Genomic DNA, 25,290 nt, shown 5'->3' on the forward strand with positions numbered 1-25,290 from the left:
ACGCCGAACTCGCGGCGGACGATTACGGCAACCCGGTCAGCCCGTTCTGGCCGAGTAGCAGCCCGCCGGTGCCGCCGGCGCCGGCGGTGCCCGCGGGCGCGCCGGTCCCGCCGTTGCCGCCGTTGCCGCCGTTGCCGATCAGCGCGGCATCGCCGCCGCTCCCGCCGGCACCGCCGGCCTTGCCGTTGCTGGCGCCGCCGTTACCGCCGTCACCGCCGTTGCCGATGAGTCCGGACTTGCCGCCGGCGCCGCCGGTGCCACCGGTGCCAAGCACGACGCTGCCGCCGGCGCCGCCGGCGCCGCCCGCGCCGCCGGAGCCGGCGAGTATCCCAGCGTCGCCGCCGGCACCGCCGTGCCCGCCGAGAACGCGGCCGAATCCGCCGGCCCCGCCGGCGCCGCCGAAGCCAAAGAGCGTGGCGCCGTTGCCGCCGGCCCCGCCGGCCCCGCCGGTGTTGAACCCCCCGAGGCCACCAGCGCCGCCCGCGCCGCCGGCGGCACCGAACGCGAGCATGCCGGCGTTGCCGCCGACGCCCCCCTGCCCGGCGATACCGAGGTCGCTGTCCCCGCCGGTGCCGCCGTTGCCGCCGGCGCCGAACAGTCCGCCGGCGCCGCCGGCCCCGCCGGGTCCGCCGGGGTTGGCGTTGCCCGTCGAACCGCCGGCCCCGCCGGTCCCGCCGCTGCCGAACAGCCCCCCGGTGCCGCCAGCTCCGCCGGCCGCCCCCGCCCCGGCGTTGGTGCCCCTTCCGCCGGTCCCGCCGGGCCCGCCGTCGCCAAACAGCCTGCCGTCCCCGCCGGCGCCGCCGGCCCCGCCGTCGCCAAACTGGTTGAGCCCACCGATTCCGCCGGTCCCGCCGCGGTCGAACAGTCCGCCCATCCCGCCGGCGCCGCCGGCGCCGCCGGCCTTACCGATGCCATTGGAGGACCCGCCGGCCCCACCGGCGCCGCCGGCACCGAACAGCAAGGCTGCCCCGCCGGCCCCGCCGGCCCCACCGTCGCCGCTGTTGCTGGCCCCGCCCTCCCCGCCGGCGCCGCCGCTGCCGAACAAGATCCCGCCTTCCCCGCCGGCCCCGCCGTTGGCACCGGCCGCCCCGGACCCGCCGGACCCGCCGTCGCCGAATAACCACCCGCCGGGCCCGCCCGGCGCCCCGCTCCCCGGCGCCCCGTTGGCGCCGTTGCCGATCAGGGGGCGCCCGGTCAGCGTCTGGACGGGCGCATTGACCGCGGCGAGCGCCTGTTGCTGCAGGTTGTGTAGTGGGTTGGTGCTGGCCGGAGCGTTGGAGCCGTCGAGACCTAACAGCTGCCCACCAATGCCGCCGGCGCCGGTGCTACCCGCAGGTGCCCCGGTCCCGCCGTTGCCGCCGTTGCCGCCGTTGCCGATCAGCGCGGCGTTGCCGCCGGTCCCGCCCGCCCCGCCGGTGTTGCCGATGCCGGCCCCGCCGGCGCCGCCGCTACCGCCGTTGCCAATCAGCCCGGCTGTGCCGCCCGCTCCGCCGTCACCGCCGGTACCCAGCCCGGTGAGGTAACTTGCGCCGCCGGCACCCCCGGCGCCGCCCGAGCCGGTGAGCAGGCCGGCATTACCACCCACCCCCCCAAGCCCGCCGGCGGCGTTGCCGAACCCGCCGGCGCCGCCGGCGCCGCCGGCGCCGCCCGAGCCGAACAGCAAGCCGCCGTTACCGCCGCCACCTCCGGTCCCGCCGACGGTGCTGAGGCCTTCCCCGCCGGTGCCGCCGGCTCCGCCGGCCGCACCGAGGCTAAGCATGCCGGCGTCGCCGCCGACCCCGCCGACCCCGCCGGATAGCGCGCCTTGCCCGCCGGTGCCGCCGTTGCCGCCGGCGCCGAACAACCCGCCGATCCCGCCAACGCCGCCGGCCCCGCCGAGCCCGGAGCCGGTGCCTCTACCGCCCGTCCCGCCGTCCCCGCCGGCGCCAAACAGCCCGCCGGCGCCTCCGGCCCCGCCGTCCCCGCCAGCTTGGACACCGACGCCAGCCCCGACCCCACCGGATCCGCCGGTACCGCCATTGCTGAACAGCCCGCCGGTCCCTCCGGCCCCGCCGGCGCCGCCAACGGCGGCAGTGGAGAATCCGCCGACCGCGCCGGCACCGGCCGCACCGGCCAGCAAGCCGGCGGCTCCGCCGGCACCGCCGACCCCGCCAGCACCGGCCGAGGAGAATCCGCCGGCCCCGCCGGCGCCGCCGGAGCCCCACAGCCAGGCGGCCCCACCGGCGCCACCGGCCCCGCCGGACCCGATCGTGGACGACCCGCCGGCCCCACCCGCCCCGCCGGACCCGATCAGCCCGGCCGCCCCGCCGGCCCCACCGGCGCCGCCGGTGCCGGCCGCGCCCGACCCGCCGGCCCCGCCGTTGCCGATCAACCATCCGCCGTCGCCGCCGGCGGCTCCGGTACCCGCGGCGCCGTTGGCGCCGTTGCCGATCAGCGGCCGCCCGGTAGCCGCCTGCACTGGCGCGTTGACCGCGTCGAGCAGGCTCTGCAGCGGCGAGGCGGCGGCGGCCTCAGCGGCAGCATACGATCCCGCACCGGCGCTCAACGCCTGCACGAACTGGGCATGAAACGTCGCCGCCTGCGCGCTGAGCGCCTGATAGCTCTGGCCGTGGGCGGAAAACAGCGCCGCGATGGCCGCTGACACCTCGTCCTCGGCGGCGGCCAGCACACCCGTCGTCGAGGCCTCCGCGGCCGAAGTGGCCGCGCCGAGTGTGGAACCGAGACTGGCCAAATCCGAGGCCGCCGCCACCACCGCCTCGGGTACCGCAATTAGAAACGGCATTTTGCGCACCTCCCACTACGCCATGACTACCACCACCGAGGAATCGGCAGCTAAGGAGGATAGTGTCACGAGAGTGCGGCATTTTGGACACTTCCAAATAAATTCTGCACAATGTTGCCGACCCGCGACCCCGACAAATGGCTACGTGCCAACGGATTCCGGCCCCAGGAAGCCCTAAGCTGGCCCCAAAAATGGCAACGCATCGATGCCGAACTCGCGGCGCAGCAGGGTACGAGCGGCGTAATACCCGGCCATTCCATGCACGCCGGCGCCGGGCGGGGTGGCCGCCGAACACAGGTACACCCTGGGAATCGGTGTGCGCCAAGGATTTAGCCGAGGTACTGGGCCGGCGATCGCGCGCACGGTCGAATTGCTGCCCACGCCGATGTCGCCGCCGACGTAGTTGGCGTTGTGGTCAGACATCAGTGCCGCGGGCACGCTGCGCGCCGCCACGACGATGTCGCGGAATCCTGGGGCGAAGCGCTCGACGACGGCCGTGACGGCCTCGGTCGCATCGAGGGTCGATCCCGCCGGTACGTGGGCATAGGTCCACAGCGGGCGGTTGCCGCCCGCGTCGATACGGCCGGGATCGGCGATATGCGGCAAGGAGGCAAGCACCATCGGCCAGTGTGCGTGACGTCCGGCTGCTATGGCCGCCTCGGCGCGCGCCATCTGTTCTCGGCTGCCACCGAGGTGAAGCGTCGGCGCCTGCCGAAGGCGGGGGTCTGACCACGGGATGTCATCGTTGAGCACGAAGTCCACCTTGGCGACGCCGGGTCCGAAGCGGTAGCGGCGCAACGCCTTCGCATACCTAGGAGGCAGAGCGTCACCGTAGATCCGCAGCAGTGCGGTCGGTGCCGTGTCGAAGGCTACGACACCGCCCGGCGGGGCAGTGATTTCCGTGATTTCCAGGTCAGCCGTCAGCTCGCCACCGTGCGCCCGCAGATCATCGATCAGCGCGTTGGTGATCCCCTGGGTCCCACCGACCGGAATCGGCCATCCGACCGCATGGCCCAGCGTCGCCAGCATCAAACCGGCGCCAGCGGACGCCAATGACGGCAGGCGCGAAATCACATGCGCGGCAACGCCGGTGAACAAAGCGCGAGCATCCTCACCGACAAGCGACTGCCACGCTGGAGTGCCCTGGGCCAGCATCCGCAACCCGAGGCGCGCGACCGCCGGCAACGAACGAGGCACCGAACGCTTGTCGCCGAGCAGGAATGCTGCTACCGCATCGGAGTTCGCTACCAACGGACCGAGCAGGCGCCGCCACGACGCGCCGTCGTCCAACTCGGCACAGGTGCGCTCCAGATCCCGATAGGCCACCGCCGCGGGCCGTCCCGGCAGCGGGTTGGCGTAGGAGACCTCCGGTACCGTCAGCGCCACGCCGCGAGCCGCCAGGTCGAACTCGGCGAAGAACGGGGACGCCAAAGCAAGTGGATGCACCGCCGAGCACACGTCGTGTACGACTCCGGGAAATTCGGGGTCGGCCGCGCTGCGAGCGCCGCCGCCAAAGCTCGGCTGAGCCTCGACGACCTGCACCTTCAGTCCCGCGCGGGCGCAGATTACGGCCACTGCGAGCCCGTTGGGGCCGCTACCGACGACGGTGACGTCCACCCTCCGATTACAGCCGACTCTGCCGACGGCGGCATCCCCTACTACGCTGGCCGCGTGAACCTGCCTGTTGTGTTAATCGCCGACAAACTCGCCCAATCAACGGTCGCTGCCCTGGGAGACCAGGTTGAGGTGCGCTGGGTAGACGGTCCCGACCGGGAAAAGCTGCTGGCCGCAGTGCCCGAGGCCGACGCGCTGCTGGTGCGTTCGGCTACCACCGTGGACGCCGAGGTGCTCGCCGCGGCGCCGAAACTGAAGATCGTCGCCCGCGCCGGCGTCGGGCTGGACAACGTCGATGTGGACGCGGCCACGGCCCGCGGCGTGCTGGTGGTCAATGCCCCGACATCGAACATTCACAGCGCCGCGGAGCACGCTATTGCGCTGCTGCTGGCCGCATCCCGCCAGATCGCGGCGGCGGACGCTTCGCTGCGTGAGCGCGCCTGGAAGCGGTCGTCGTTTTCGGGGACCGAGATCTTCGGCAAGACCGTCGGCGTGGTGGGTCTGGGCCGGATCGGGCAGCTAGTCGCTCAGCGGATCGCAGCCTTCGGCGCGCACATCGTCGCCTACGACCCGTATGTGTCGCCCGCACGGGCGGCCCAGCTGGGCATCGAGCTGATGTCGTTGGACGAGCTACTCACCCAAGCCGACTTCATCTCGGTGCACCTGCCCAAGACGCCCGAGACCGCAGGCCTGATCGACAAGGAGGCCCTTGCCAAAACCAAGCCGGGTGTCATCATCGTCAACGCCGCGCGCGGCGGTTTGGTAGACGAGGCTGCACTGGCCGACGCGATCATCAGCGGACATGTGCGGGCGGCCGGCCTCGATGTCTTCGCCACCGAACCTTGCACCGACAGTCCGCTGTTCGAGCTGCCGCAGGTGGTAGTCACGCCGCACCTCGGGGCCTCCACCGCTGAGGCCCAGGACCGCGCCGGCACCGATGTCGCCGAGAGCGTGCGACTGGCCCTGGCCGGAGAGTTCGTTCCGGACGCGGTCAACGTCGGCGGCGGAGTGGTCAACGAGGAGGTTGCGCCGTGGCTAGATCTGGCGCGCAAACTCGGGGTGCTGGTTGCCGCGTTGTCCGACGAACTGCCGGTGTCGTTGTCGGTGCAGGTGCGCGGTGAGCTGGCCGCTGAAGAGGTGGAGGTACTCAAGCTTTCGGCGCTGCGCGGCCTGTTCTCGGCTGTCATCGAAGATCCGGTGACGTTCGTCAACGCGCCGGCCCTGGCGGCCGAACGTGGCGTAACCGCCGATATCACCAAGGCCACGGAAAGCCCCAACCACCGCAGCATGGTCGATGTTCGCGGCGTCGCCGCCGACGGCTCGGTCGTCAATGTCGCAGGCACGCTGTCGGGGCCGCAACTGACGGAAAAGATCGTGCAAATCAACGGCCGCAACTTCGACCTGCGCGCCCAGGGGACGAACCTGGTGATCAACTACATCGATCAGCCTGGCGCACTTGGCAAGATCGGCACCTTGCTCGGCATGGCCGGGGTGAACATCCAAGCCGCGCAGCTGTCCGAGGACGCCGAGGGCCCCGGCGCGACGATTCTGCTGCGGCTGGATCAGGACGTGCCCGACGATGTGCGGTCGGCGATCAGCGAGGCCGTGGGCGCTAACCGGCTTGAGGTGGTTGATCTTTCGTGAAGCTGAAGCTGGCCGTCATCGCCGGCGACGGCATCGGTCCGGAGGTAGTCGCCGAAGCCGTCAAGGTTCTCGACGCCGTCCTGCCCGGCGTGGAGAAAACCAGCTACGACCTCGGTGCGCGACGCTTCCACGCCACCGGCGAGGTGCTACCGGACTCGGTGGTACCGGAACTGCGCGAACACGACGCCATTCTGCTCGGGGCGATCGGCGACCCGTCGGTTCCCAGCGGCGTGCTGGAGCGCGGGCTGTTGCTGCGGCTGCGCTTCGAGCTGGATCACCACATCAATCTGCGACCCGCCCGGCTGTACCCCGGGGTGCGCAGCCCCCTGGCGGGCGACCCCAGCATCGACTTCGTCGTGGTGCGTGAGGGGACCGAGGGGCCGTACACGGGTACCGGGGGCGCGATTCGGGTCGGCACGGCCAACGAAGTGGCCACCGAGGTCAGCGTCAACACCGCGTTCGGCGTGCGTCGCGTGGTACAAGACGCGTTCGAGCGGGCTCAGCAGCGTCGTAAGCACCTGACACTGGTGCACAAGAACAATGTGCTGACGTTCGCCGGGGCGCTGTGGTGGCGAACCGTGCAGGAGGTCGGCGAGAAGTACCCCGACGTCGAGATCGCGTATCAACACGTGGACGCGGCCACCATCCACATGATCACCGACCCCGGTCGCTTTGACGTGATTGTCACCGACAACCTGTTCGGCGACATCATCACCGACCTGGCCGCGGCGGTGTGCGGTGGTATCGGCTTGGCCGCCAGTGGAAATATCGACGCCACCCGGACCAATCCGTCGATGTTCGAGCCGGTGCATGGAAGCGCGCCAGATATCGCCGGTCAGGGCATCGCCGATCCGACCGCGGCGATCATGTCGGTGGCGCTGCTGCTTGCCCACCTCGGCGAGGACGACGCCGCTGCCCGGGTGGACCGAGCGGTCGAGACCTACCTGGCAAGTCGCGGGAACGAACGGCTTGCCACCAGCGATGTCGGCGAACGGATTGCCGCCGCGCTTTAGCCCGGCGACGATGCAGACGGCGGAGCCGTCTGCGGGGGTGCCGGGCCGTCAGCTGTAGTCTCCAGCCCCGGCGGCAGCAATCGGGTCGGCACCAGCGGCACCGCTGCCAGCGGGAACAAACCGCACAGCGCCCATGCCAGCGGATAGGCGGACGCGCTGATCAGCGCACCGAAGAGGGGTGGCCCGGCAGCGGCCGCCAGCCGCTGCGTGGTGTTTTGGGCGCCCAGCGCGCGACCGCTCCAGAATTGTCCGGCGTACTCGGTGATCGCGGTGGCCTCCAGTCCGTTGTCCAACACGGCGAGCACAGAGATCGTGATCATGAGCAATACGTCGTAACGCGAACCGATGTTGTCGGTGAGGGCCAACGAGAACAGCGCCAACGCGGCGGCAATGGCGATGACGCGGACCGGGCGCATCCGGGAGCCGACGCGATCTGACCAGCGGCCGACGGCGATGCGGCCCACCGCTCCGAGCAGCTGCGAGATGGTCACCAAGCCGCCGGCCGCCGCGGTCGACCAGCCATGGTGATTCATCAGCCAGACCAGCATGAATGTGACGGTCACCGTCTGCGGCATCATCAGCAGCGCCGATACCACGTGAATTCGCCACAACACCGACGACCCGCGATACGGATTGGCCAATTCCGCTTGGGTGGCCGTCTTGCGGGATTTCCGCGGCGGATCGACGACGCCGATGAGGCTGGCCACCGCCGCCACCGTGCATGCCGCTGCGGGAAACATCAAGCCCGTGTGTGGACTTCGTTCGGCCAGTTCGGGAATAACCAACGCACCCACAGCGATTCCCAGCGGCTGTGCGGTCTGTCGGATACCCATGGCCAGTCCGCGCTGCTGTGGCGGGAACCAGCCGGAAACCAGCCGGCCACCGGCGCTGTTACAACTGGCGGCGGCCATGCCGCCGAGGAACAAAAAGAACCCCATCAGCACCAACGAATCGACCGAAGCCGCGGCATAGGCCGCAATCGCGGTGAGCGCCGAGCCCACAGTCATCACAATCCGCTCGCCCACACGGTCCAGTACGTAGCCCCAGCCGACCAGCGTGATCACCATGCCCCAGCTCGGCATCGACGACAACAGACCGGCTTCGGTCAGCGAGGCATCGCGCGTGGCTTTGAGCGCGGGGATCAGGAATGCGACGCCGTTGATGAACACGAAAGAGCTCGCCGTCACTCCCAGCGAGATGATGACGATCGACCAACGTGCGCCGGCGCTGGCCGGGACGTTCGACATCCACCCATGCTCGCACAGGCGGGTGAGACCTGATGGCATGCGCAGTTTGCGCACCGCTGCTGGGGGTGCGGTCAGCCATTTTGCAGCCTCGACGTTGATAGCGCATGTGCTATCGAGTTTGAGGTCGAGCCGTCTCACCCGGCTAAGCCGGGCTCGCGACCGCCGCAGTGCTGGATTGCCGGCCTCTCCCCCGCAAGCGGGAGGTGCCCCCACCTCGGGTCCTGCGGGCCCGCATCGTCACCCGGCTAGGCTCATCCGAATGCGCCTTGGTCGAATTGCCAGCCCTGACGGGGTCGCTTTCGCCAGCATCGACGGCGAGTTGGACGACCCAGGCGCGATGACCGCTCGCGAGATCGCCGAGCACCCGTTTGGCACACCGACCTTCACCGGCCGCTCGTGGCCGCTGGCCGACGTCCGGTTGCTGGCCCCGATATTGGCCAGCAAGGTGGTCTGTGTCGGCAAAAACTATGCCGATCACATCGCCGAGATGGGCGGCCTCACTGGCCCGGCACCGGCGGACCCGGTGATATTCCTCAAGCCCAACACCGCAATTATCGGACCTAATGTGCCGATTCGGTTGCCCGCCAACGCATCACCGGTGCACTTCGAGGGTGAGCTGGCGATTGTGATTGGCCGGCCGTGCAAGGACGTCCCAGCGGCACAAGCCGCCGACAACATCCTTGGCTACACCATCGGCAATGACGTGTCGGCTCGCGATCAGCAGAAATCCGACGGGCAGTGGACGCGGGCCAAAGGACACGACACCTTCTGCCCGGTCGGGCCTTGGATCATCACCGACCTGGACCCGGCCGATCTCGAACTGCGCACCGAAGTCAATGGCGAAGTCAAACAGCACAGCCGCACCTCGCTGATGATCCACGACGTCGGCGCGATCGTGGAATGGATCTCGGCCGTAATGACATTGCTGCCCGGTGATCTCATCCTCACCGGAACACCCGCAGGAGTCGGTCCCATTGAGGATGGTGACACCGTCTCCGTTACGGTCGAAGGAATCGGCACACTAACCAATCCCGTAGTCCGCAAAGGAAAGTCGTGACAGCAGCCGCCCCGGTCCGGGTACGATTCTGCCCGTCGCCCACCGGCATTCCCCATGTCGGGATGGTTCGCACCGCGTTGTTCAACTGGGCTTATGCCCGACACACGGGTGGCACCTTCGTCTTTCGCATTGAGGACACCGACGCCGAGCGCGACAGCGAGGAAAGCTATTTGGCACTGCTCGACGCGCTGCGCTGGCTCGGCCTGAACTGGGATGAGGGCCCCGAGGTGGGCGGGCCCTACGGCCCGTACCGGCAATCGCAGCGCGGCGATCTCTACCGCGACGTTGTAGACCGGCTGCTCGCGGCAGAGGAGGCCTACTACGCCTTTTCAACACCCGAGGAGGTCGAGGCCCGCCACGTCGCCGCCGGCCGCAATCCCAAGCTGGGCTACGACAATTTCGACCGACAGCTGACCGATTCGCAGCGAGCCGCGTATCTGGCGGAGGGGCGTAAGCCGGTGGTGCGGCTGCGGATGCCCGATGACGATCTCAGCTGGAACGATCTGGTGCGTGGGCCCACCATGTTCGCGGCGGGCTCGGTGCCCGATTTCGCGTTGACCCGGGCCAGCGGAGATCCGTTGTACACCTTGGTAAACCCGTGTGACGACGCGTTGATGAAGATCACCCATGTGCTGCGTGGCGAGGACCTGCTGCCGTCGACTCCGCGCCAGCTGGCTTTGTATCAGGCGCTGATCCGCATCGGGGTCGCCGATCGGGTTCCGGAATTCGCCCACCTGCCAACGGTATTGGGGGAGGGGACCAAGAAACTCTCCAAGCGCGACCCGCAGTCGAATCTATTCGCCCATCGCGACCGGGGCTTCATCCCCGAGGGGCTGCTGAATTACCTTGCTTTGCTTGGCTGGGCGATCGCCGACGATCGCGACCTGTTCAGCCTCGACGAGATGGTGGCGGCGTTCGACGTCGTAGACGTCAACTCCAACCCCGCCCGTTTCGACCAGAAGAAGGCCGACGCGCTCAACGCCGAGCACATCCGGATGCTCGACCTAGCCGACTTCACCGGCCGGCTGCGCAGCTACTTGGACACACATGGCCATCACATCGAGCTGAGCGACCCAGAATTCGCCGCGGCTGCTGAACTGGTGCAGACCCGCATCGTCGTGCTCGGTGACGCGTGGGATCTGCTGAAGTTTCTCAACGACGACCAGTACGCCATCGACCCCAAGGCCGCCGCCAAGGAATTGGGTCCCGACGCGGGTCCGGTGCTCGATGCCGCGCTTGCCGCGCTGGAGGGCGTGACGGACTGGACCACGGCGCGCATTGAGGCCGCCCTCAAGGTCGCACTGATCGAAGGCCTCGGTCTCAAACCCCGTAAGGCGTTCGGCCCGATCCGCGTCGCCGCCACCGGGACCACGGTCAGTCCGCCGCTGTTCGAATCGCTGGAGCTGCTCGGTCGCGACCGCAGCATGCGGCGGCTGCGGGCAGCGCGCGACGATGCGACGGCGAATCTTTGGTAGTCTGCACAGCGGCTTACAAAGGCCAACAAACGGCTGGCTGGGTCGTGTTGCGGTTTGCAAAACGGGGCTCTGACCAGCGGTTTTAGGTAGCCGATGGGGTATGGTGTAATTGGCAACACAGCTGATTCTGGTTCAGCCATTCTAGGTTCGAGTCCTGGTACCCCAGCAAAGTCTCACCGCGGCAAAGCGATTAGGTGCCCTTACCGGGGTGAGCTATGCTGACAGCTCGGATCGGTTACGGCCCCGTCGTCTAGCGGCCTAGGACGCCGCCCTCTCACGGCGGTAGCGTGGGTTCGAATCCCATCGGGGCTACTTTTTACTGGCGAGCAGACGCAAAATCACCCAATTTCGTGCCGAAATTGGTGATTTTGCGTCTGCTCGCCGGGCACTATTGCGCGGCCGCTGCGGTCGACCCGCCCACGGGCATGTGCGGCATCCCCAGCTTGCGGTGATCCCACGACCGGATACGGCGGCTGACGATGCGCACGCCGACGCGCTTGTGCATCATCTGGTCGACCATGGGCCGGCAATCGTCGGTGTAGGGGCCGGTGTAGCGCTCCCAGACGCTGACTCCGACTCGGTGCAGGGCGTCGGGATCGTCGACGATCTCGGCGACGCCCTCGAAGGATACCCCGCGCAGCGTGTCATAGGTATGGCCACCCTCGATCAGGAAGCTGACCCGTGGATCGCGAGCGAGGTTGACCGCCTTCTGCGACTTGGCTTTGGTTTCCAGCCAGATTTCGCCGTCGAGCACCGCGTACCACATCGCAGTCAGGTGCGGCTGGCCGTCCGCGCCGATGGTGGCCAGCGTTCCGGTGCGGCTGTGGGTGACGAAGTCGGCGATCTCAGCCTCGGACATGACGATGCGCGCGCGCTGATTGATTCCCATCGCGTCAGTGTGTCAGGCGATCACCCGGGCGAGCACCCGCGGGGCTGCGGCATGCCTGCGAGCCTTTCGCCGTGATCAGCCGCCGCCGCCGCCCCCGCCGCCGCTGCCGCCGCCGCCGCCTTCTTCACCAACGCGTTGGCCGCCGGGTTGGCCGGGCAGGCCCAGGCCACCTAGCGTGCCGTCGCCGCCTTTGCCGCCGTCGCCGCCGGTGCCGCCGCCGCCGCCCGTGCCGCCGTCGCCGCGGGGTTGATCTGGGCCGGCGCCAGGGCCGCCGAATCCGCCGTTGCCGCCGGTGCCGCCGACCCCACCGCCGCCGCCGTGGTCGCTGCCCGCGCCATCGCCGCCGTCGCCGCCGTCGCCGCCTCTGCCGCCGTTGCCGGCGTTGCCGCCGTCGCCGAGGGATTCGCCGCCCCTGCCTCCGGGGCCGCCTTCGCCGGCGTTGCCTCCGGCGCCGCCGTTGCCGCCGTTGCCGCTGGAGCCGGTAGCATCACCGCCGGCACCGCCGGTGCCGCCGTTGCCGCCGAGGCCGCCGATGCCCCCTTCCTCGTCGGCGCCGCCAGAGCCGCCACCACCGCCGATGGCGCCGTTGCCGCCGTTGCCGCCGTTGCCGGCGTCGCCTGAGCCGGAGTTGTTGCCCCCGGCGCCGCCGGTGCCGCCGGCACCGGAATTGCCGCCCCTGCCCCCGTCGCCTTCGATGGCGTTGCCGCCGCGGCCGCCGTGGCCGGCGAAACCGCCGGTGCCGCCGTTGCCGCCGTCGCCGGCGGTGCCGCTGCCGGTGGCCTCGCCGCCGGCGCCGCCAGTGCCGCCCTGCACGCCGTGACCGCCCCTGCCGCCGTCGTCGCTACCGACGCTGTCGCCGCCGATGCCACCGGGTCCGCTGTTGCCGCCGCGACCGCCGTTTCCGCCGTTACCGGTGCCGTTGCCAATGCCGCCGGCGCCACCGGTGCCGCCGGCGCCACCGGTGCCACCGGCACCGCCCGTGTGGCCGGTGCCCCGGGCGTCGCTGCCGTTGCCGCCCCTGGCGCCGCTACCGGCAGCGCCGCCGTCGCCGCCGGAGCCCCCGCCGGCTGCGCCGTTGCCGCCGTTGCCGCCGTTGCCTCCGTTGCCGCCGGCGCCTCCTTGTTCCCCCTGGCTGAGAAGCTTGGCTGTTCCGCCGTTGCCGCCGACCCCGCCGACGCCGCCCCTGCCGCCGTTTCCGCCGTCTCCGCCGCCGACGCCGTCGATGCCCTGGCCGCCCAGGCCGCCGTTGCCGCCGTTACCGCCGTTACCGCCCGCGTCGCCCGGCTCGCCGTCGCCGCCCGTGTCGCCGGCGCCGCCGTTGCCGCCGAGGCCGCCGGTGCCGCCGGTGCCGCCTCTGCCGATCCCGCCGTCAGTGCCGCCGTCGGTTCCTTTGCCGGCCGCCCCAGCGATACCGCCGGGGCCGCCTGCCCCGCCGTTCTTGCCGTCGCCGCCACTAGCAGTGCTGGAGCCGCCGGTGCCGCCGGTGCCGCCGTCGCCGCCGATGCCGCCGTTGCCGCCGTTGCCGCCATGAGCGCCGTTGCCGTCACCGGCGCCGCCGGTGCCACCCGTGCCGCCAGTGCCACCCCGGCCGGCACCCCCACCCTGAGTGGGGGAGCCGCCGGTGACGCCGTTGGCGCCGTTGGCGCCTTTCCCGCCGTTGCCGCCGGTGCCGCCGTCGCCGCCGGTGCCGATGCTGCCGCCCGTGCCGCCGTCGGTTCCTACGCCGGCCGCCCCGGCGGCGCCGCCGGTGCCGCCCTGACCGCCGTTGCCGCCGGTGCCGTTGACGACAGAAGTGTCGTCGCCACCGTTGCCGCCGACACCGCCCAGGCCGCCGGCGCCGCCCGTGCCGCCGTCGCCGCCGCCTACCCCGCCAATGCCGGCACCGCCGTCGCCGCCGGCGCCGCCTTTGCCGCCGTCGCCGCCCTGGCCGCCGGCGGTCGGGTCGGCTGCATTGGTGCCGGCCTTGCCGAACCCGCCCTGCCCGCCGGTGCCGCCGGTGCCGCCGTCGCCGCCGGCGCCGATCCCGCCTTGCGTGCCGCCGTCGGTTCCTACGCCGCCCAACCCGGCGGTGCCGCCGGTGCCGCCCTTGCCGCCGGCCCCCCCGGCACCGAAGCCGGGACCAGCCAGGCCGATGTTGTCACCGCCGTCGCCGCCGACACCGCCTTTGCCGCCGATGCCGCCGGTGCCACCGTCGCCGCCGCCTACCCCGCCGATGCCGGCGCCGCCGACGCCGCCTTGGCCGCCGGCGCCGCCCTGGCCGCCCTGTCCGCCGGCGGTGGGGTCGTCGGCAGTGACGCCGGCCTTGCCGAACCCGCCCTGCCCGCCGGTGCCGCCGGTGCCGCCGGTACCGGCGGTGCCGCCGGCACCGGCCGCGCCGCCGTCGGTTCCGCTGCCGCCTACCCCGGCGCTGCCGCCGGTACCGCCTTGGCCGCCGTCGCCACCGGCGCCGAAGCCGGGGCCAGCGAGGCCGATGTTGTCGCCGCCGGTGCCGCCTTGGCCACCCTGGCCGCCGATGCCGCCGGTGCCGCCGGCGCCGCCGCCGATCCCGCCGATGCCCTTGCCGCCGGCGCCACCCTGGCCGCCCTGGCCGCCCAAGCCGCCCAGGCCGCCGGCGGTCGGGTCGTCTGCAGTGACGCCGGCCTTGCCTTGTCCGCCTTGTCCGCCTTGTCCGCCTTGCCCGCCTTGCCCGCCGATGCCGTTCTTGCCACCCGCGCCACCGGAGGGTCCGGCTTGGCCCCCGGCGCCCCCGGTTCCGCCGATACCACCCTCACCGGGGCCGGTGCTGTCAGTGGCATCGGTCCCGCTCGTGCCCAATCCACCGGTGCCGCCGGATCCGCCGTTACCGCCGTCGCCGCCGGGGCCGCCGCCGGATCCGCCGGCCCCGCCGCTACCGCCCGCATAGGCGTTGGTTCCCGTGGCGTCACCGCCGCGCCCGCCCGTTCCTCCGTCGCCGCCGAGTCCGGAGTTGCCCCCTTTGCCGCCGAGACCGCCGGACAACCCGCCTGCACCGGGCGCGCCGCCGGTGCCGCCGGTTCCTCCGCTTCCGCCGGCGCTGCCGCTGACCAGGCCCGAGCCCCCGTCCCCACCGGTGCCGCCGGTGCCGCCGTTGCCGCCGTTGCCGCCGTTACCGCCCATCCCGCCGGGCAGTGCCGCCCCGCCGGCACCGCCTTTGCCGCCCGCACCACCGGTAATGCCCAAGCCGCCGGTGCCGGCCGTGCCTGGCGCAGCAGAGATGCCGGGGGCAGCGTTGCCCCCGTTTCCACCCAGGCCCCCGGTACCACCGGCGCCCGGGGCTCCCGCCTGTCCGGCGGCGGACAATCCGGCGCCGGCACCTCCGGCGCCACCGTGGCCCGCGGCCCCTCCGGTGCCCCCGGTTCCGCCGGTACCGGGGGTAACGCCGTCGCCACCGTTTCCGCCGATCCCACCGGCGCCGCCGGATCCCCCGACGCCGCCGGCCCCGCCTTTGCCGAACATCAGTGGGGCCTGGCCTCCTGGGCCGCCGTCGCCGCCGGCGCCACCGGTGAAGCCGATGCCACCTTGGGTGTTGGCGGGGCCGTTGGCGCCGTTGCCGCCGTTGCCGCCCATGCCGCCGGCCCCGCCGGCGCCGCCGTTGGTGAACCATCCGCCGGGCCCGCCGGCCCCGCCAACGCCGCCGGCGCCACCGACGCCGGTGGGGTTGTGGGTGCCGATCCCGCCGGCGCCGCCCGCTCCGCCGACCCCCATCAACAAACCGGCGGCCCCACCATTGCCGCCCGCGGCGCCACCGGCCCCACCGGCCCCGCCGGCCCCGCCATTGCCGATCAACCCGGCAGCCCCGCCGTTGCCGCCGGCCTGGCCGGGCGCCCCTGCCGCGCCATTGCCACCGTTGCCGATCAACATCCCGCCCGCACCGCCATTGCCGCCCGGGGTGGTCGCGTTGGCCCCGTCGCCGATCAGCGGGCGCCCCAGCATCGCCTGGGCAGGCGCGTTGATCACCTCCAGCACGCTTTGCTGAAGGGTCTGCAGCGGAGATACGTTCGCCGCCTCCGCGGCCGCATATGCGCCGCCCGTCCGGGTCAAGTTCTGTACAAGCTCGTCATGGATCAGTGCGGCCTGCGCGGCGGCCGCCTGGTAGGCCTGGGCATGTTGACCGAACAGCGCCGCGATGGCCACCGACACCTCGTCCCGGGCCGCCGCCACTAGGCCGGTGGTCACCGATGCCGCCGCGGTGTTGGCTGTGCTCAGCGACGACCCGATGGAATTCAAGTTAGCGGCAGCCGATGCCAACACCTCGGGAGTGATGATCACGAATGACATTAGCGTTGCCTACTCTCCGAATGTGACGGGTGCGAAGCATCCCGGGTTTCATACACACCTCTTACGTGTGACGACAAAACCCAATGCAGGGCAGCGAGACCACTTCCGCACGAATGGCTACCCAGAGTCCTGCTCGACCGCTTCTCGCCTTGCGCGGCGCGTCATCACTCGTAGCGGTATGACAATTATTTGTCATCTTGATGACAAATAATAAGTGTACCTGAGAGCGGAAGGCGTGTACACGGATTCGGCAATCTTCACGAAAAGTCTCCGCGAGACGCCCCTCGCCTCGGTGCATCACGTATGTATGCCCGCGAAACGGGTGACCATCGTGAGGCATGGGGAGTGGGTTGTCGATGTCGTCTCGTGCCGAGGTCACCGCGACATTCCCTCGCCTCGCCGGCCGGGTCAATTCCAGGCAGGTGCTACAGCGGTATCGCTGGCAGCAGGGTGAAGCTCGGCAAGATGGTCTGAGTGAGGTGGATCGGCGGAACGACAATTAAGGGGCTGGTGAAGGCCCCAACCTGAATGCCGCCGAGCTCGATCTGCGGCAAAGTGGTGCCGGTGAGTGGTCCGATTGCGATGGGCGGAACGGTGATTTGGGGGAGGTCGAAGGTATTGAACGCGATGTTGCCGATGGCGAGATTCGATAGATTCAGCTGCAGGCCGGTGGGCAACTCGAGATTGATCGGGTTAATCGTGAAGGTCGGCAGGGTCAACGTCCCGAGTGTTCCGTCGATCACCAAGCTATATGGGCTGCCGACGTCGGTAGCGTTTACTAATGTCAAGGACGGGATTTTAGTTGCGGGAACCCCAAAGTGTACCTGTGTATGAAACGGGTTGGGTTCGATATTAATGTCGGCGCCTTGCATGCCGATGAATGCAAATGTGTCGAGGTCTAAGCCGAAAGTATTCACTGGATTGGCGGGGTTATATAGCGATATTTCAGGCAGGGCTATTCGTGGGATTTTGATCGTCGGTAGGCTAAAGTTGCTGACGGAGATCGCGGGCACCGTGAATGTGTCCACACTAATACTAGGCAATTGCGGTCTTATGCCGATACTTGGTATGTTAATTGCGCCGATGTTGATTCCGTTTACTTGAATGTTCGGTACGTCAATTTGACCCAGGCTGAACGGCGCCAGATTAATCGGTGGAACACTTATGGCGTTCAGGTTGAACGGGGGGAACGAGATTTGGGGAATGGTTATTTGCGGAACGTCGATGGTGGCAGTGACGGCCGGCGTGGTGATGGGCCCTAGGGTGGGGCCATCGGGTCCGGGGTTAATGAGGCCGGAGAACGGGTTTGTCCACTCGATGCCGATCCTCGGGATCAGCTTGAAGAAGTCGAGGTCGAGCGAACCGCCGGTTAGGGCGAGGGGATCGGGAGTGTTGAATCCGGCGATGTCGATGGCGCCGACGGCGATGTTGGGTATCTGGAATTGTCCAATGTCGATGGGGGGAACGATCACTGGGCCAAAGGTGATATCCGACACGCCGATCGACCCGATGTCGATCGTCACGCCGGGGTTGGTGAGGGTGATCTCGGGGGTTTGCCAAGAGGGAATGGATATATCCGGGATGGTGAACCCGGTGATTTCGATGGGCGGGAGGACGAAGCCGGTGTTTCCGGTGAACTGTCCGGTGCCGAGGTCGAAGTCGCCAATATATATTCCTGGCGTGGCCGTCGGCCCCTGTACTTCGATGGCGAAGTTAACGAAGATGGTGGATGGGATGTCCAAATTAATGAAGATACCTCCCGGACCATTAACTTCTATATTCGGGACGCCATTCAGCACTACGCTGACATAATTCAAAGAAGGATTGGCGCTCGTTAGCTGGCCCATATTACCGGGGATGTTGGAGCCACCAAATGGGATCCAGAATCCGCTTGCCGGTATTTGCACTGAAGGTAGGACAAGCGGGGACGTGGCGAGTTGCGGTGTGCTGAATCCGCCGAGAGTTATGCCCGGTATGGAAATGGCGGGAAAGCTAAACGACGGTATGGTCAGAATTTGTGCCGATATAGATATGGTTGTGGGCGGTAGGCTAAAACTGCCTATCGATATTTGGGGGATGTTGAGTTCGGGAATAGAGAAGCTCCCGATGCCTAAACCTAAAAGGTTTAACGTGGGTAGCTGAAGGTTAGGGATGCTTACGGGCGGAATGGTTATCGTGGGTATCTCGACGGCCACGGCGGGCTGCGGGCCGGTCACCGTGGGGGCGGACGCGGCCGCGGCGGCCTGAGCCGGCAGGTTTGCAAGGTTCGCCAGCGGTTGGACGATAGGCGCCAACGCCGCGGTGATGGCCGAAGACTCGCCGTGGTAGCCCACCATCGCGGCTATGTCCTGGGCCCACATCAACTCGTAGTCGGCTTCGGCGGCAAAGATGGCTGGCGTGTTGAGCCCCAGCAGGTTCGAGTTCACCAGCGCGACCAGTTGGTCGCGGTTGGCCGCGATCGCCGCCGGATACACCGTCGCCGCCTGCGCCGCTTCAAACGCCGCCGCAGCCGCCCGAGCTAGGCTGGCCGCCGTCTCGGCGTGCGCGCTGGCCGCGCTGAGCCACCCTAGGTGCGGCGCGGCGGCGGCCGTCATCGCCGCCGAGGCCGCGCCCTGCCACGCGTGGCCCGCCAGCCCTGAGGTCAACGACTCGAACGAAGCCGCCGCCGAGCTCAACTCTGCGGCCAGCCCATCCCAGCCCCCCGCTGCCGCTAACAGCGGTCCCGACCCCGCGCCAGTGAACATCTGCATCGAGGTGACCTCGGGCGGCAGCACCTGGAAACTCATGTGGATCCACTCCTTGTGTTCATGCAGGCGGGGTGGGATGAAGCCCCCCGGGGTTACATGGACACCTCGTTGCGTGTGGCCATAGACCAAATGCTCGGGCGGCGAGGCCATTCCCGCGCAGATGGAAAACCCGGAATCTTGCTCGACCGCTTCTCGCCTTGCGCCACCGCCATCAGATAACGATTATTCGTCATATTGATGGCAGATATTTAATCTACCTGATGGACGGAAACGCCCACAAGGGTTTCGGCGCGCCTGCACTTTGAGGAATCCCCGGTTTCATGCATACCTCGCTACGTGTGCGCCACGGCGATGCGGGCCAGCCTTCTTGTCGCCGGCATAGCCAACGCCCGCACTCGGGCCAGAACCGACTGCGCCGCCTTCCACAAGGGACTGTGGCGCCAAGTCTGGTCGAATAATCCCAACGAACGCCTAAACCGCGAAATCCGCAGGTGCGCAGACGTTGTCGGCAACGCCGCGCTGCCCCATCAGCCACCGACGGCCTGCAAGAATTGGAGCCCGCAACATGACCAACCCCATCGCTTGTGATCAACCGTTCGACCGGAATCGAATGGCAGCCGCCCCAAGGTACCTCGAGGGGCGGATCGTCAACCGCTGCGGTACAAGGTCTTTGCACCGCAGCTGAGCGTGCCTGCCGTCGCGCGGATCTCAGCTATATAGCGTTCGCGCTCCGATTTGCTGACTTCCGCGCGCAACGGCCCGAGCTGTAGTTCGTAACTCGCCTTGCCGTCGGCGAACACCGGAGCCGCCAGATAGCCGATCGACAGCGGCTGCGCAGACGCGAGTTGCTCTTTCGTGTAAGGGATTGGAGCGAGCTCGGCAAACAGCTTGAACATTTGCCGTCGCAGCGAGCTACGCTGCGGGTTCTCCGCCAGCAGTTCGGCTACCTCGCCGAGCAAGTCGAGCACCTTTGGGTCCGACTCGCCCAACCCGTAAACCGCCACGCGGGTCGTATGTATTTGTGACAGCACATCCTTGAGGATGCGCCGATCAGCCGGGCTAGCCGTGGCCAGCCACTCGCGGCGCGCGGGCAGATCACGGTGCGCAATCACCGCCGCGCAGGCAGGCGCGCCAACCGGCAAGCGGAGGCCGGCACCGACCCCGGCCGGCATCTTGCCCCTGCCGGGGACGCTGACGAGGAAGGTCATGTCAGTGGAACCGACCCAGGCCAGCGTTGCCCCGCAACCCGCGCGCTCCGCCAATTCCTCAAGCGCGTGGCTGATCTCGGCTGAAACCGGGAAGGCTCGGTGCACTGCGTCGGCCACGCCGATCAGCCCCGGACCCAAGGCGTATCTGCGATCCGATTGCCGAGTCACCCACCCGGCACGCTCAAGCGCTAGCAGGATCGATGTCGCGGTCGATCGATTGAGCTCCAGCCGGGAGGCGATCGACGCGACCGAATTCGGCTCATGCTGGGTCGCCAGCAGTTCGATGACTGCGACTACCCGATCAGTCGGCGGCGATCCGGGCCGCTGACTTGCGTCGGCTGGGCGGGGCTCGGCCATCTCGCTCCTCTTCAGCTGTGCCGGAAGTCACCGATCATACGTCAAATACTTGTCAGCTCACCTCGACGCCGCCCTAATTAAATCTTAGGCATGAAGAGGAACACGTTCGACGCTCACGGCACACTGAGTCGTCAACTGAGTAGGCCGCACGTCAAATCCGTTGCGCGTGTGTCGAATTGGCGGACGTTGCACGTCGATGACGCCGAAACTCTGGTAGCCGTCGCAGTGATCGCTAGAGGCGGCGAGCAAGCGTGTCGGCAGCGGCCACTAGGTCTGCTGCCCAACGCGCCCCAGGGCGTCGGCCCATCCGATCGACGGGACCGGACACCGATATCGCGGCCACTACAACACCGCGGCTATCGCGCACCGGGGCCGACACGCTTGCTACCCCGGCCTCGCGTTCGGCCACGCTCTGCGCCCAGCCGCGGCGGCGTACTTCGGCCAGCGCTCGGTCAGTGAACTTCGCATGAGGTAGCACGGCCTGCTGGGTGGCAATGTCGCTGTGAGCCAGCAGAACTTTGGCCCCGGAGCCCGCCGTCATCGGCAACCGGGCCCCGACCGGGACCGTATCGCGAAGGCCTGCAGTCGGTTCCAGCGCGGCCACACAGACGCGCAACGTACCTTCGCGGCGATAAAGCTGCACGCTTTCACCGGTGGTCTCGCGCAGCTGGGGTAGCACGGACGCACTGGCGGCCAGCAGCGGATCGTTGACATGGGCCGCAAGTTCGGTGACCGCAGGGCCAAGTCGCCAACGCCCCTCGTCGTCGCGGCCCAGCAGGCGATGAACCTCCAAAGCGGCCGCCAGCCGATACGCGGTGGCCCTGGGCAGACCGGTTCGGTCGCACAGTTCGGCCAGCCCGCAGGGGGATTCCGCGACCGCGTGCAGCACGCCCACGGCTTTGTCGAGTACGCCAATACCGCTATGCTGTCTCATAAAGAGATATTAGCGTCTCGCATTGTGAGATGACGCGGAATCGAGGCCACTTCGACATGGAAAACGCAACCGACAAGCCGCGCACGCTGGCCGAGAAGGTTTGGGACGACCACGTCGTGGTACGCGGCCAAGACGGTGCGCCCGACTTGATTTACATCGACCTGCACTTGGTGCACGAAGTGACCAGTCCGCAGGCTTTCGACGGTCTGCGTCTCAACGGCCGGAAGGTGCGACGGCCCGACCTAACAATCGCCACCGAGGATCACAACGTGCCCACCGTTGACATCGACAAGCCGATCGCCGACTTGGTGTCGCGCACGCAGGTGGAGACGTTGCGTCGGAACTGCGCCGAATTCGGTGTCCGGCTGCATCCGATGGGCGATATCGAGCAGGGCATCGTGCATGTCGTCGGACCGCAATTGGGTCTCACCCAACCGGGGATGACAATCGTGTGCGGCGACAGCCACACCTCGACCCACGGCGCATTCGGCGCGCTGGCGATGGGCATTGGCACCTCCGAGGTCGAGCATGTGCTTGCCACCCAGACGCTGCCGCTACGGCCGTTCAAGACGATGGCGGTCAATGTCGATGGGCAATTGCCCGAAGGAGTGTCGGCCAAGGACATCATTCTTGCGTTGATCGCCAAGATCGGCACCGGCGGCGGGCAGGGTCATGTCATCGAATACCGCGGCAGCGCCATCGAATCGCTGTCGATGGAAGGTCGGATGACGATTTGCAACATGAGCATCGAAGCCGGCGCCCGAGCCGGCATGGTGGCTCCCGACGACACCACTTACGAATTCATAAATGGCCGGCCGCACGCGCCGACGGGCGCCCAATGGGACGCCGCGCTCGCGTATTGGCAACAACTGCGCACCGACGATGGCGCCGTATTCGACACCGAGGTATATCTCGATGCCGCGTCATTGAGCCCCTTTGTCACCTGGGGAACCAACCCCGGCCAGGGCGTGCCACTGGACGCCGCCGTACCCGATCCCGAACTGATGACCGACGACGCCGAGCGACAGGCCGCCGAGAAAGCGTTGGCATACATGGACCTTCGCCCCGGCACTCCGATGCGCGATATCGCGGTCGACGTCGTATTCGTGGGATCGTGCACAAACGGCCGCATTGAGGACTTGCGGGTGGTGGCCGACGTGTTGCGTGGGCGCCAAGTGGCCCAGGGCGTGCGGATGTTGGTTGTTCCGGGATCGATGCGGGTGCGTGCGCAGGCCGAAGCCGAAGGTCTGGGAGAGATCTTCACCGCCGCGGGTGCCGAATGGCGGTTGGCCGGATGCTCTATGTGCTTGGGGATGAACCCCGATCAGCTCGCGCCCGGGCAGCGGTGCGCGGCGACGTCAAACCGCAACTTTGAAGGGCGGCAGGGCAAGGGCGGCCGAACACATTTGATGTCACCGGCGGTTGCCGCCGCTACCGCGGTGCGCGGCACCCTTTCCGCTCCGGCCGATTTGAATTGAACTGACCCGCACGAACCCAGAAGAACAGGGAGAGCATGGAAGCCTTTCATACCCACACTGGCATTGGTGTGCCGTTGCGGCGGTCCAATGTCGACACCGATCAGATCATTCCCGCGGTCTTTTTGAAGCGCGTCACCCGAACCGGTTTCGAGGACGGCTTGTTTGCGAGCTGGCGCTCGGATCCGGCATTCGTCCTAAACCTCAGCCCCTTTGATCGGGGTTCGGTCTTGGTCGCTGGACCGGATTTCGGCACCGGATCTTCGCGTGAGCATGCGGTGTGGGCACTCATGGACTACGGATTCCGGGCGGTTATCTCGTCTCGATTCGGTGACATTTTTCGCGGCAACGCGGGCAAGGCCGGGCTGCTGGCGGCCGAAGTCGACCAAGACGGTGTGGAACTTCTTTGGAAGCTCATCGAGCAGAGTCCAGGTTTGGAAATCACTGCCAATCTTCAAGATCGAAATATCACCGCGGGAACGGTGGTGCTGCCGTTCAAGATTGACGATCACACTGCGTGGCGACTGCTCGAAGGTCTTGACGATATAGCCCTTACGCTGCGGAAACTCGACGATATCGAGTCTTTTGAGGTGGCTTACCCGGACTGGAAACCGCGCACATTGCCCACCTCCTGAAGGGTCGAGCGAGCGGAATTTTCGTCGCTTGGAACCCTCTCCGGCGTGGGCAAGCCGGACCGATTTTGAGGTCGCGCCACCGGTCAAGGGCGGCAATCGGATTGCGAAAATTCGGATCGACGTGGCCTGAAATTGCGCGTGGCTCTTGGCAATTTGCCAGGTGAGGGTTTACCGTGTTCGCTAGTCGGTTCCAAAACGAGGACCACTAGCTTCGGAGGGATTGGATGAACAAAGCAGAGCTCATAGATGTGCTCACACAGAAATTGGGCTCGGACCGTCGGCAGGCCACCGCCGCCGTCGAGAATGTCGTCGACACGATTGTGCGTGCGGTACACAAGGGTGACAGCGTCACCATTACCGGGTTCGGTGTGTTCGAACAGCGCCGCCGCGCGGCTCGCGTGGCCCGCAATCCCCGGACCGGCGAAACGGTGAAGGTAAAGCCGACGTCAGTGCCGGCGTTCCGTCCAGGCGCCCAATTCAAAGCGGTTGTGTCTGGCGCACAGCGTCTCCCGGCGGAAGGGCCCGCCGTCAAGCGTGGTGTAGTGGCGAGTGCCGCCAAGAAGGCGGCAAAGAAGGCGCCGGCCAAGAAGGCCGCGACCAAGGCGCCGGCCAAGAAAGCCGCGACCAAGGCGCCGGCCAAGAAGGCCGCGACCAGGGCGCCGGCCAAGAAAGCCGCGACCAAGGCGCCGGCCAAGAAAGCCGCGACCAAAGCGCCGGCCAAGAAAGCCGCGACCAAAGCGGTGAAGAAGGCCGCCGCCAAGGCACCGGTGCGCAAGGCGGCAACCAAGGCTCCGGCTAAAAAGGCTCCGGCCAAGAAGGCCGCGAGCAAGGCTCCGGCCAAGAAGGCTACGGCCAGGCGGGGTCGCAAGTAAGTCAGTGAGCGCAAATACCCTTCGGGCGGCAGCGATGTCCCCGAAGGGTATTTGCGTGTTAGGCCCGCACGTTGGCCGCCAATGCGCCACCGATGTGGTCGGCGGCGATGAGCCGGCCGGCCGACAGCGATAGCACCCACGTACTGCCCTTGTGGTTGCGGGCTTTGTCGGGGCGCACGCCGTCGCGCTCACACCACCATGCGATCAGATCCGGAATTACTTTGCCCTGCGAGCAGATCACCGGTGTTCCTTCTTGCGAGGCGATCCGCAGAACTCGGTGGCGGCTGCGTTTGGGATTCTTGGCATAGGACTCCTCGGTGAGGGTGGGCTCGTTGCGAATCGGCACACCCAGTTCCGCGGCGAGCGGTTCCACCGTCTGATGGCAGCGCACCCTGTCGGCGGCATAGACGTCGGTTGCGCCGAACGCGAGCAGCTGTCCAACCAGTGCCTCCGCTTGCGCACGTCCCTTTTTGTCCAACGGTCGCTTGGTGTCGTCCCCGGAGTAGCGTGCCTTGCTACCCGCCGTGCCATGTCGCACCACCAGCACCGTGTGCGTGGCCGGCGGGTGTTTGGCAAACCGGCGCAAGACCTTTCGATCTTGGGCGTAGTCGAGCCTTCTCATCGCGTCGGCAACCGGCAACCAGATCAGGTCATCGACCTCGCTTCCCGGGACGAATGAGCCGCCGATGCTGCGCGCCGCCCAGTAGTGCACCTTCTTGAGGCCGCGAGAGTTTGAGTCGATCGGGTAAGCCACCATGGTGAGTCGCCTGCCGAGGTGTGCGTGGTGACCGGTCTCCTCGAGCACCTCTCGCACCGCGCCCACTGGCGCGGTCTCGCCCGGGTCGACTTTGCCCTTCGGCAGCGACCAGTCGTCGTAACGCGGGCGGTGAATCACCGCAATCTCGACCGATTTGCCGTTGCCGGGGCGCCACAACACGGCGCCGGCGGCATGCACGATCCGGGCCCCTGGACGTCGGCGGGCCGCCGAGTTTTGGATCGACACCTCAACTCCTGCAGGTCAATTCGGCCAGGGCCGGTCGCGGTC

Annotated in this window: 16 protein-coding genes, 2 tRNA genes and 1 pseudogene; 10 read left to right on the top strand and 9 right to left on the bottom strand. The window is 68.2% G+C overall.

From position 1 onward, the window contains the following. Nucleotides 1-22: 22 nt before the first annotated feature. Nucleotides 23-2,782 (bottom strand): PE family protein, encoded by a 2,760-nt coding sequence (locus AADZ78_RS08135; RefSeq protein ID WP_204903435.1) that lies wholly within the window; start codon nt 2,780-2,782, stop codon nt 23-25. A 174-nt stretch (nt 2,783-2,956) separates the two neighbouring features. After that, on the bottom strand, nt 2,957-4,399 hold the full coding sequence (locus tag AADZ78_RS08140; protein ID WP_085253564.1) for a phytoene desaturase family protein: 1,443 nt from the start codon (nt 4,397-4,399) through the stop codon (nt 2,957-2,959). 54 nt (nt 4,400-4,453) lie between these two features. Between AADZ78_RS08140 and serA the strand changes: the two genes are divergently transcribed. Both serA and AADZ78_RS08150 read left to right on the top strand, forming a co-directional pair. Then, a complete protein-coding gene (serA, locus tag AADZ78_RS08145) occupies nt 4,454-6,040 on the top strand; it encodes a phosphoglycerate dehydrogenase (RefSeq protein ID WP_085253565.1) in 1,587 nt (528 codons plus the stop codon). 2 nt (nt 6,041-6,042) lie between these two features. Continuing rightward, entirely contained in the window at nt 6,043-7,053 is a 1,011-nt protein-coding gene (locus AADZ78_RS08150; protein ID WP_085253600.1) for a 3-isopropylmalate dehydrogenase, read from the top strand. Here the strand turns inward: AADZ78_RS08150 and AADZ78_RS08155 are convergent. Then, complete coding sequence (locus AADZ78_RS08155; RefSeq protein ID WP_308204477.1) at nt 7,050-8,339, bottom strand: MFS transporter; 1,290 nt, start codon at nt 8,337-8,339, stop codon at nt 7,050-7,052. The genes AADZ78_RS08150 and AADZ78_RS08155 overlap by 4 nt on opposite strands. Before the next feature lie 220 nt (nt 8,340-8,559). Here AADZ78_RS08155 and AADZ78_RS08160 point away from each other — a divergent pair, with 220 nt between their 5' ends. The 4 genes from AADZ78_RS08160 to AADZ78_RS08175 all read left to right on the top strand — a co-directional run bounded on the left by AADZ78_RS08160 (nt 8,560) and on the right by AADZ78_RS08175 (nt 11,144). Beyond that, nucleotides 8,560-9,357 (top strand): fumarylacetoacetate hydrolase family protein, encoded by a 798-nt coding sequence (locus tag AADZ78_RS08160; protein WP_085253566.1) that lies wholly within the window; start codon nt 8,560-8,562, stop codon nt 9,355-9,357. Beyond that, nucleotides 9,354-10,832, top strand: a complete 1,479-nt coding sequence (gene gltX, locus AADZ78_RS08165; RefSeq protein ID WP_085253567.1) for a glutamate--tRNA ligase — start codon at nt 9,354-9,356, stop codon at nt 10,830-10,832. The genes AADZ78_RS08160 and gltX overlap by 4 nt, the downstream gene beginning before the upstream one ends. A gap of 94 nt (nt 10,833-10,926) precedes the next feature. Further along, nucleotides 10,927-10,998: transfer RNA gene (locus AADZ78_RS08170), tRNA-Gln, on the top strand. A 73-nt stretch (nt 10,999-11,071) separates the two neighbouring features. Further along, nucleotides 11,072-11,144, top strand: a tRNA-Glu gene (locus AADZ78_RS08175). Nucleotides 11,145-11,220: 76 nt separating this feature from the next. Here AADZ78_RS08175 and AADZ78_RS08180 read toward each other — a convergent pair. From AADZ78_RS08180 to AADZ78_RS08190, 3 genes are all read right to left on the bottom strand, one after another. Further along, nucleotides 11,221-11,721, bottom strand: coding sequence for a PPOX class F420-dependent oxidoreductase (locus AADZ78_RS08180; RefSeq protein ID WP_085253568.1), 501 nt, complete (start codon nt 11,719-11,721; stop codon nt 11,221-11,223). A gap of 75 nt (nt 11,722-11,796) precedes the next feature. Continuing rightward, nucleotides 11,797-16,017: a PE family protein gene (locus AADZ78_RS08185; RefSeq protein ID WP_085253569.1), complete on the bottom strand. Its 4,221-nt coding sequence runs from the start codon at nt 16,015-16,017 to the stop codon at nt 11,797-11,799. Nucleotides 16,018-16,442: 425 nt separating this feature from the next. Then, complete coding sequence (locus AADZ78_RS08190; RefSeq protein ID WP_169726434.1) at nt 16,443-18,803, bottom strand: PPE family protein; 2,361 nt, start codon at nt 18,801-18,803, stop codon at nt 16,443-16,445. Nucleotides 18,804-19,163: 360 nt separating this feature from the next. Here AADZ78_RS08190 and AADZ78_RS08195 point away from each other — a divergent pair. Then, nucleotides 19,164-19,274 (top strand): annotated as a pseudogene (locus AADZ78_RS08195) (transposase); the annotation flags it as partial. Between the two features lie 137 nt (nt 19,275-19,411). On the opposite strand, the gene AADZ78_RS08200 reads toward AADZ78_RS08195, so the two are convergent. Next, the gene (locus AADZ78_RS08200) at nt 19,412-20,329 is read right to left on the bottom strand and encodes a helix-turn-helix domain-containing protein (protein WP_085253572.1); all 918 of its coding nucleotides are present in this window, start codon (nt 20,327-20,329) and stop codon (nt 19,412-19,414) included. Between the two features lie 232 nt (nt 20,330-20,561). Next, nucleotides 20,562-21,263 carry an IclR family transcriptional regulator gene (locus tag AADZ78_RS08205; RefSeq protein ID WP_085253573.1) on the bottom strand — a complete coding sequence of 234 codons (702 nt, stop codon included), beginning with the start codon at nt 21,261-21,263 and terminating at the stop codon, nt 20,562-20,564. A gap of 56 nt (nt 21,264-21,319) precedes the next feature. Here AADZ78_RS08205 and leuC point away from each other — a divergent pair, with 56 nt between their 5' ends. From leuC to AADZ78_RS08220, 3 genes are all read left to right on the top strand, one after another. Further along, nucleotides 21,320-22,741 carry a 3-isopropylmalate dehydratase large subunit gene (gene leuC, locus AADZ78_RS08210; protein WP_085253574.1) on the top strand — a complete coding sequence of 474 codons (1,422 nt, stop codon included), beginning with the start codon at nt 21,320-21,322 and terminating at the stop codon, nt 22,739-22,741. A 35-nt stretch (nt 22,742-22,776) separates the two neighbouring features. Beyond that, a complete protein-coding gene (gene leuD / locus AADZ78_RS08215; protein WP_085253575.1) occupies nt 22,777-23,373 on the top strand; it encodes a 3-isopropylmalate dehydratase small subunit in 597 nt (198 codons plus the stop codon). A gap of 224 nt (nt 23,374-23,597) precedes the next feature. Beyond that, the gene (locus tag AADZ78_RS08220; protein WP_085253576.1) at nt 23,598-24,245 is read left to right on the top strand and encodes an HU family DNA-binding protein; all 648 of its coding nucleotides are present in this window, start codon (nt 23,598-23,600) and stop codon (nt 24,243-24,245) included. Nucleotides 24,246-24,303: 58 nt separating this feature from the next. On the opposite strand, the gene AADZ78_RS08225 is transcribed toward AADZ78_RS08220, so the two are convergent. Beyond that, a complete protein-coding gene (locus AADZ78_RS08225; RefSeq protein WP_085253577.1) occupies nt 24,304-25,248 on the bottom strand; it encodes an NUDIX hydrolase in 945 nt (314 codons plus the stop codon). Nucleotides 25,249-25,290: the final 42 nt, after the last annotated feature.

The sequence above is a fragment of the Mycobacterium riyadhense genome (genome assembly GCF_963853645.1).
In the GTDB taxonomy this organism is placed as follows: domain Bacteria; phylum Actinomycetota; class Actinomycetes; order Mycobacteriales; family Mycobacteriaceae; genus Mycobacterium; species Mycobacterium riyadhense.

What these genes read in the sequence shown, in the direction of transcription:
- AADZ78_RS08135 (WP_204903435.1), bottom strand. Translation starts at nt 2,782, where the DNA reads ATGCCGTTTCTAATTGCGGTACCCGAGGCGGTGGTGGCGGCGGCCTCG.
- AADZ78_RS08155 (WP_308204477.1), bottom strand. Translation starts at nt 8,339, where the DNA reads ATGCCATCAGGTCTCACCCGCCTGTGCGAGCATGGGTGGATGTCGAAC.
- AADZ78_RS08160 (WP_085253566.1), top strand. Translation starts at nt 8,560, where the DNA reads ATGCGCCTTGGTCGAATTGCCAGCCCTGACGGGGTCGCTTTCGCCAGC.
- AADZ78_RS08180 (WP_085253568.1), bottom strand. Translation starts at nt 11,721, where the DNA reads ATGGGAATCAATCAGCGCGCGCGCATCGTCATGTCCGAGGCTGAGATC.
- AADZ78_RS08185 (WP_085253569.1), bottom strand. Translation starts at nt 16,017, where the DNA reads ATGTCATTCGTGATCATCACTCCCGAGGTGTTGGCATCGGCTGCCGCT.
- AADZ78_RS08190 (WP_169726434.1), bottom strand. Translation starts at nt 18,803, where the DNA reads ATGAGTTTCCAGGTGCTGCCGCCCGAGGTCACCTCGATGCAGATGTTC.
- AADZ78_RS08200 (WP_085253572.1), bottom strand. Translation starts at nt 20,329, where the DNA reads ATGGCCGAGCCCCGCCCAGCCGACGCAAGTCAGCGGCCCGGATCGCCG.
- AADZ78_RS08205 (WP_085253573.1), bottom strand. Translation starts at nt 21,263, where the DNA reads ATGAGACAGCATAGCGGTATTGGCGTACTCGACAAAGCCGTGGGCGTG.
- leuC (WP_085253574.1), top strand. Translation starts at nt 21,320, where the DNA reads ATGGAAAACGCAACCGACAAGCCGCGCACGCTGGCCGAGAAGGTTTGG.
- leuD (WP_085253575.1), top strand. Translation starts at nt 22,777, where the DNA reads ATGGAAGCCTTTCATACCCACACTGGCATTGGTGTGCCGTTGCGGCGG.
- AADZ78_RS08220 (WP_085253576.1), top strand. Translation starts at nt 23,598, where the DNA reads ATGAACAAAGCAGAGCTCATAGATGTGCTCACACAGAAATTGGGCTCG.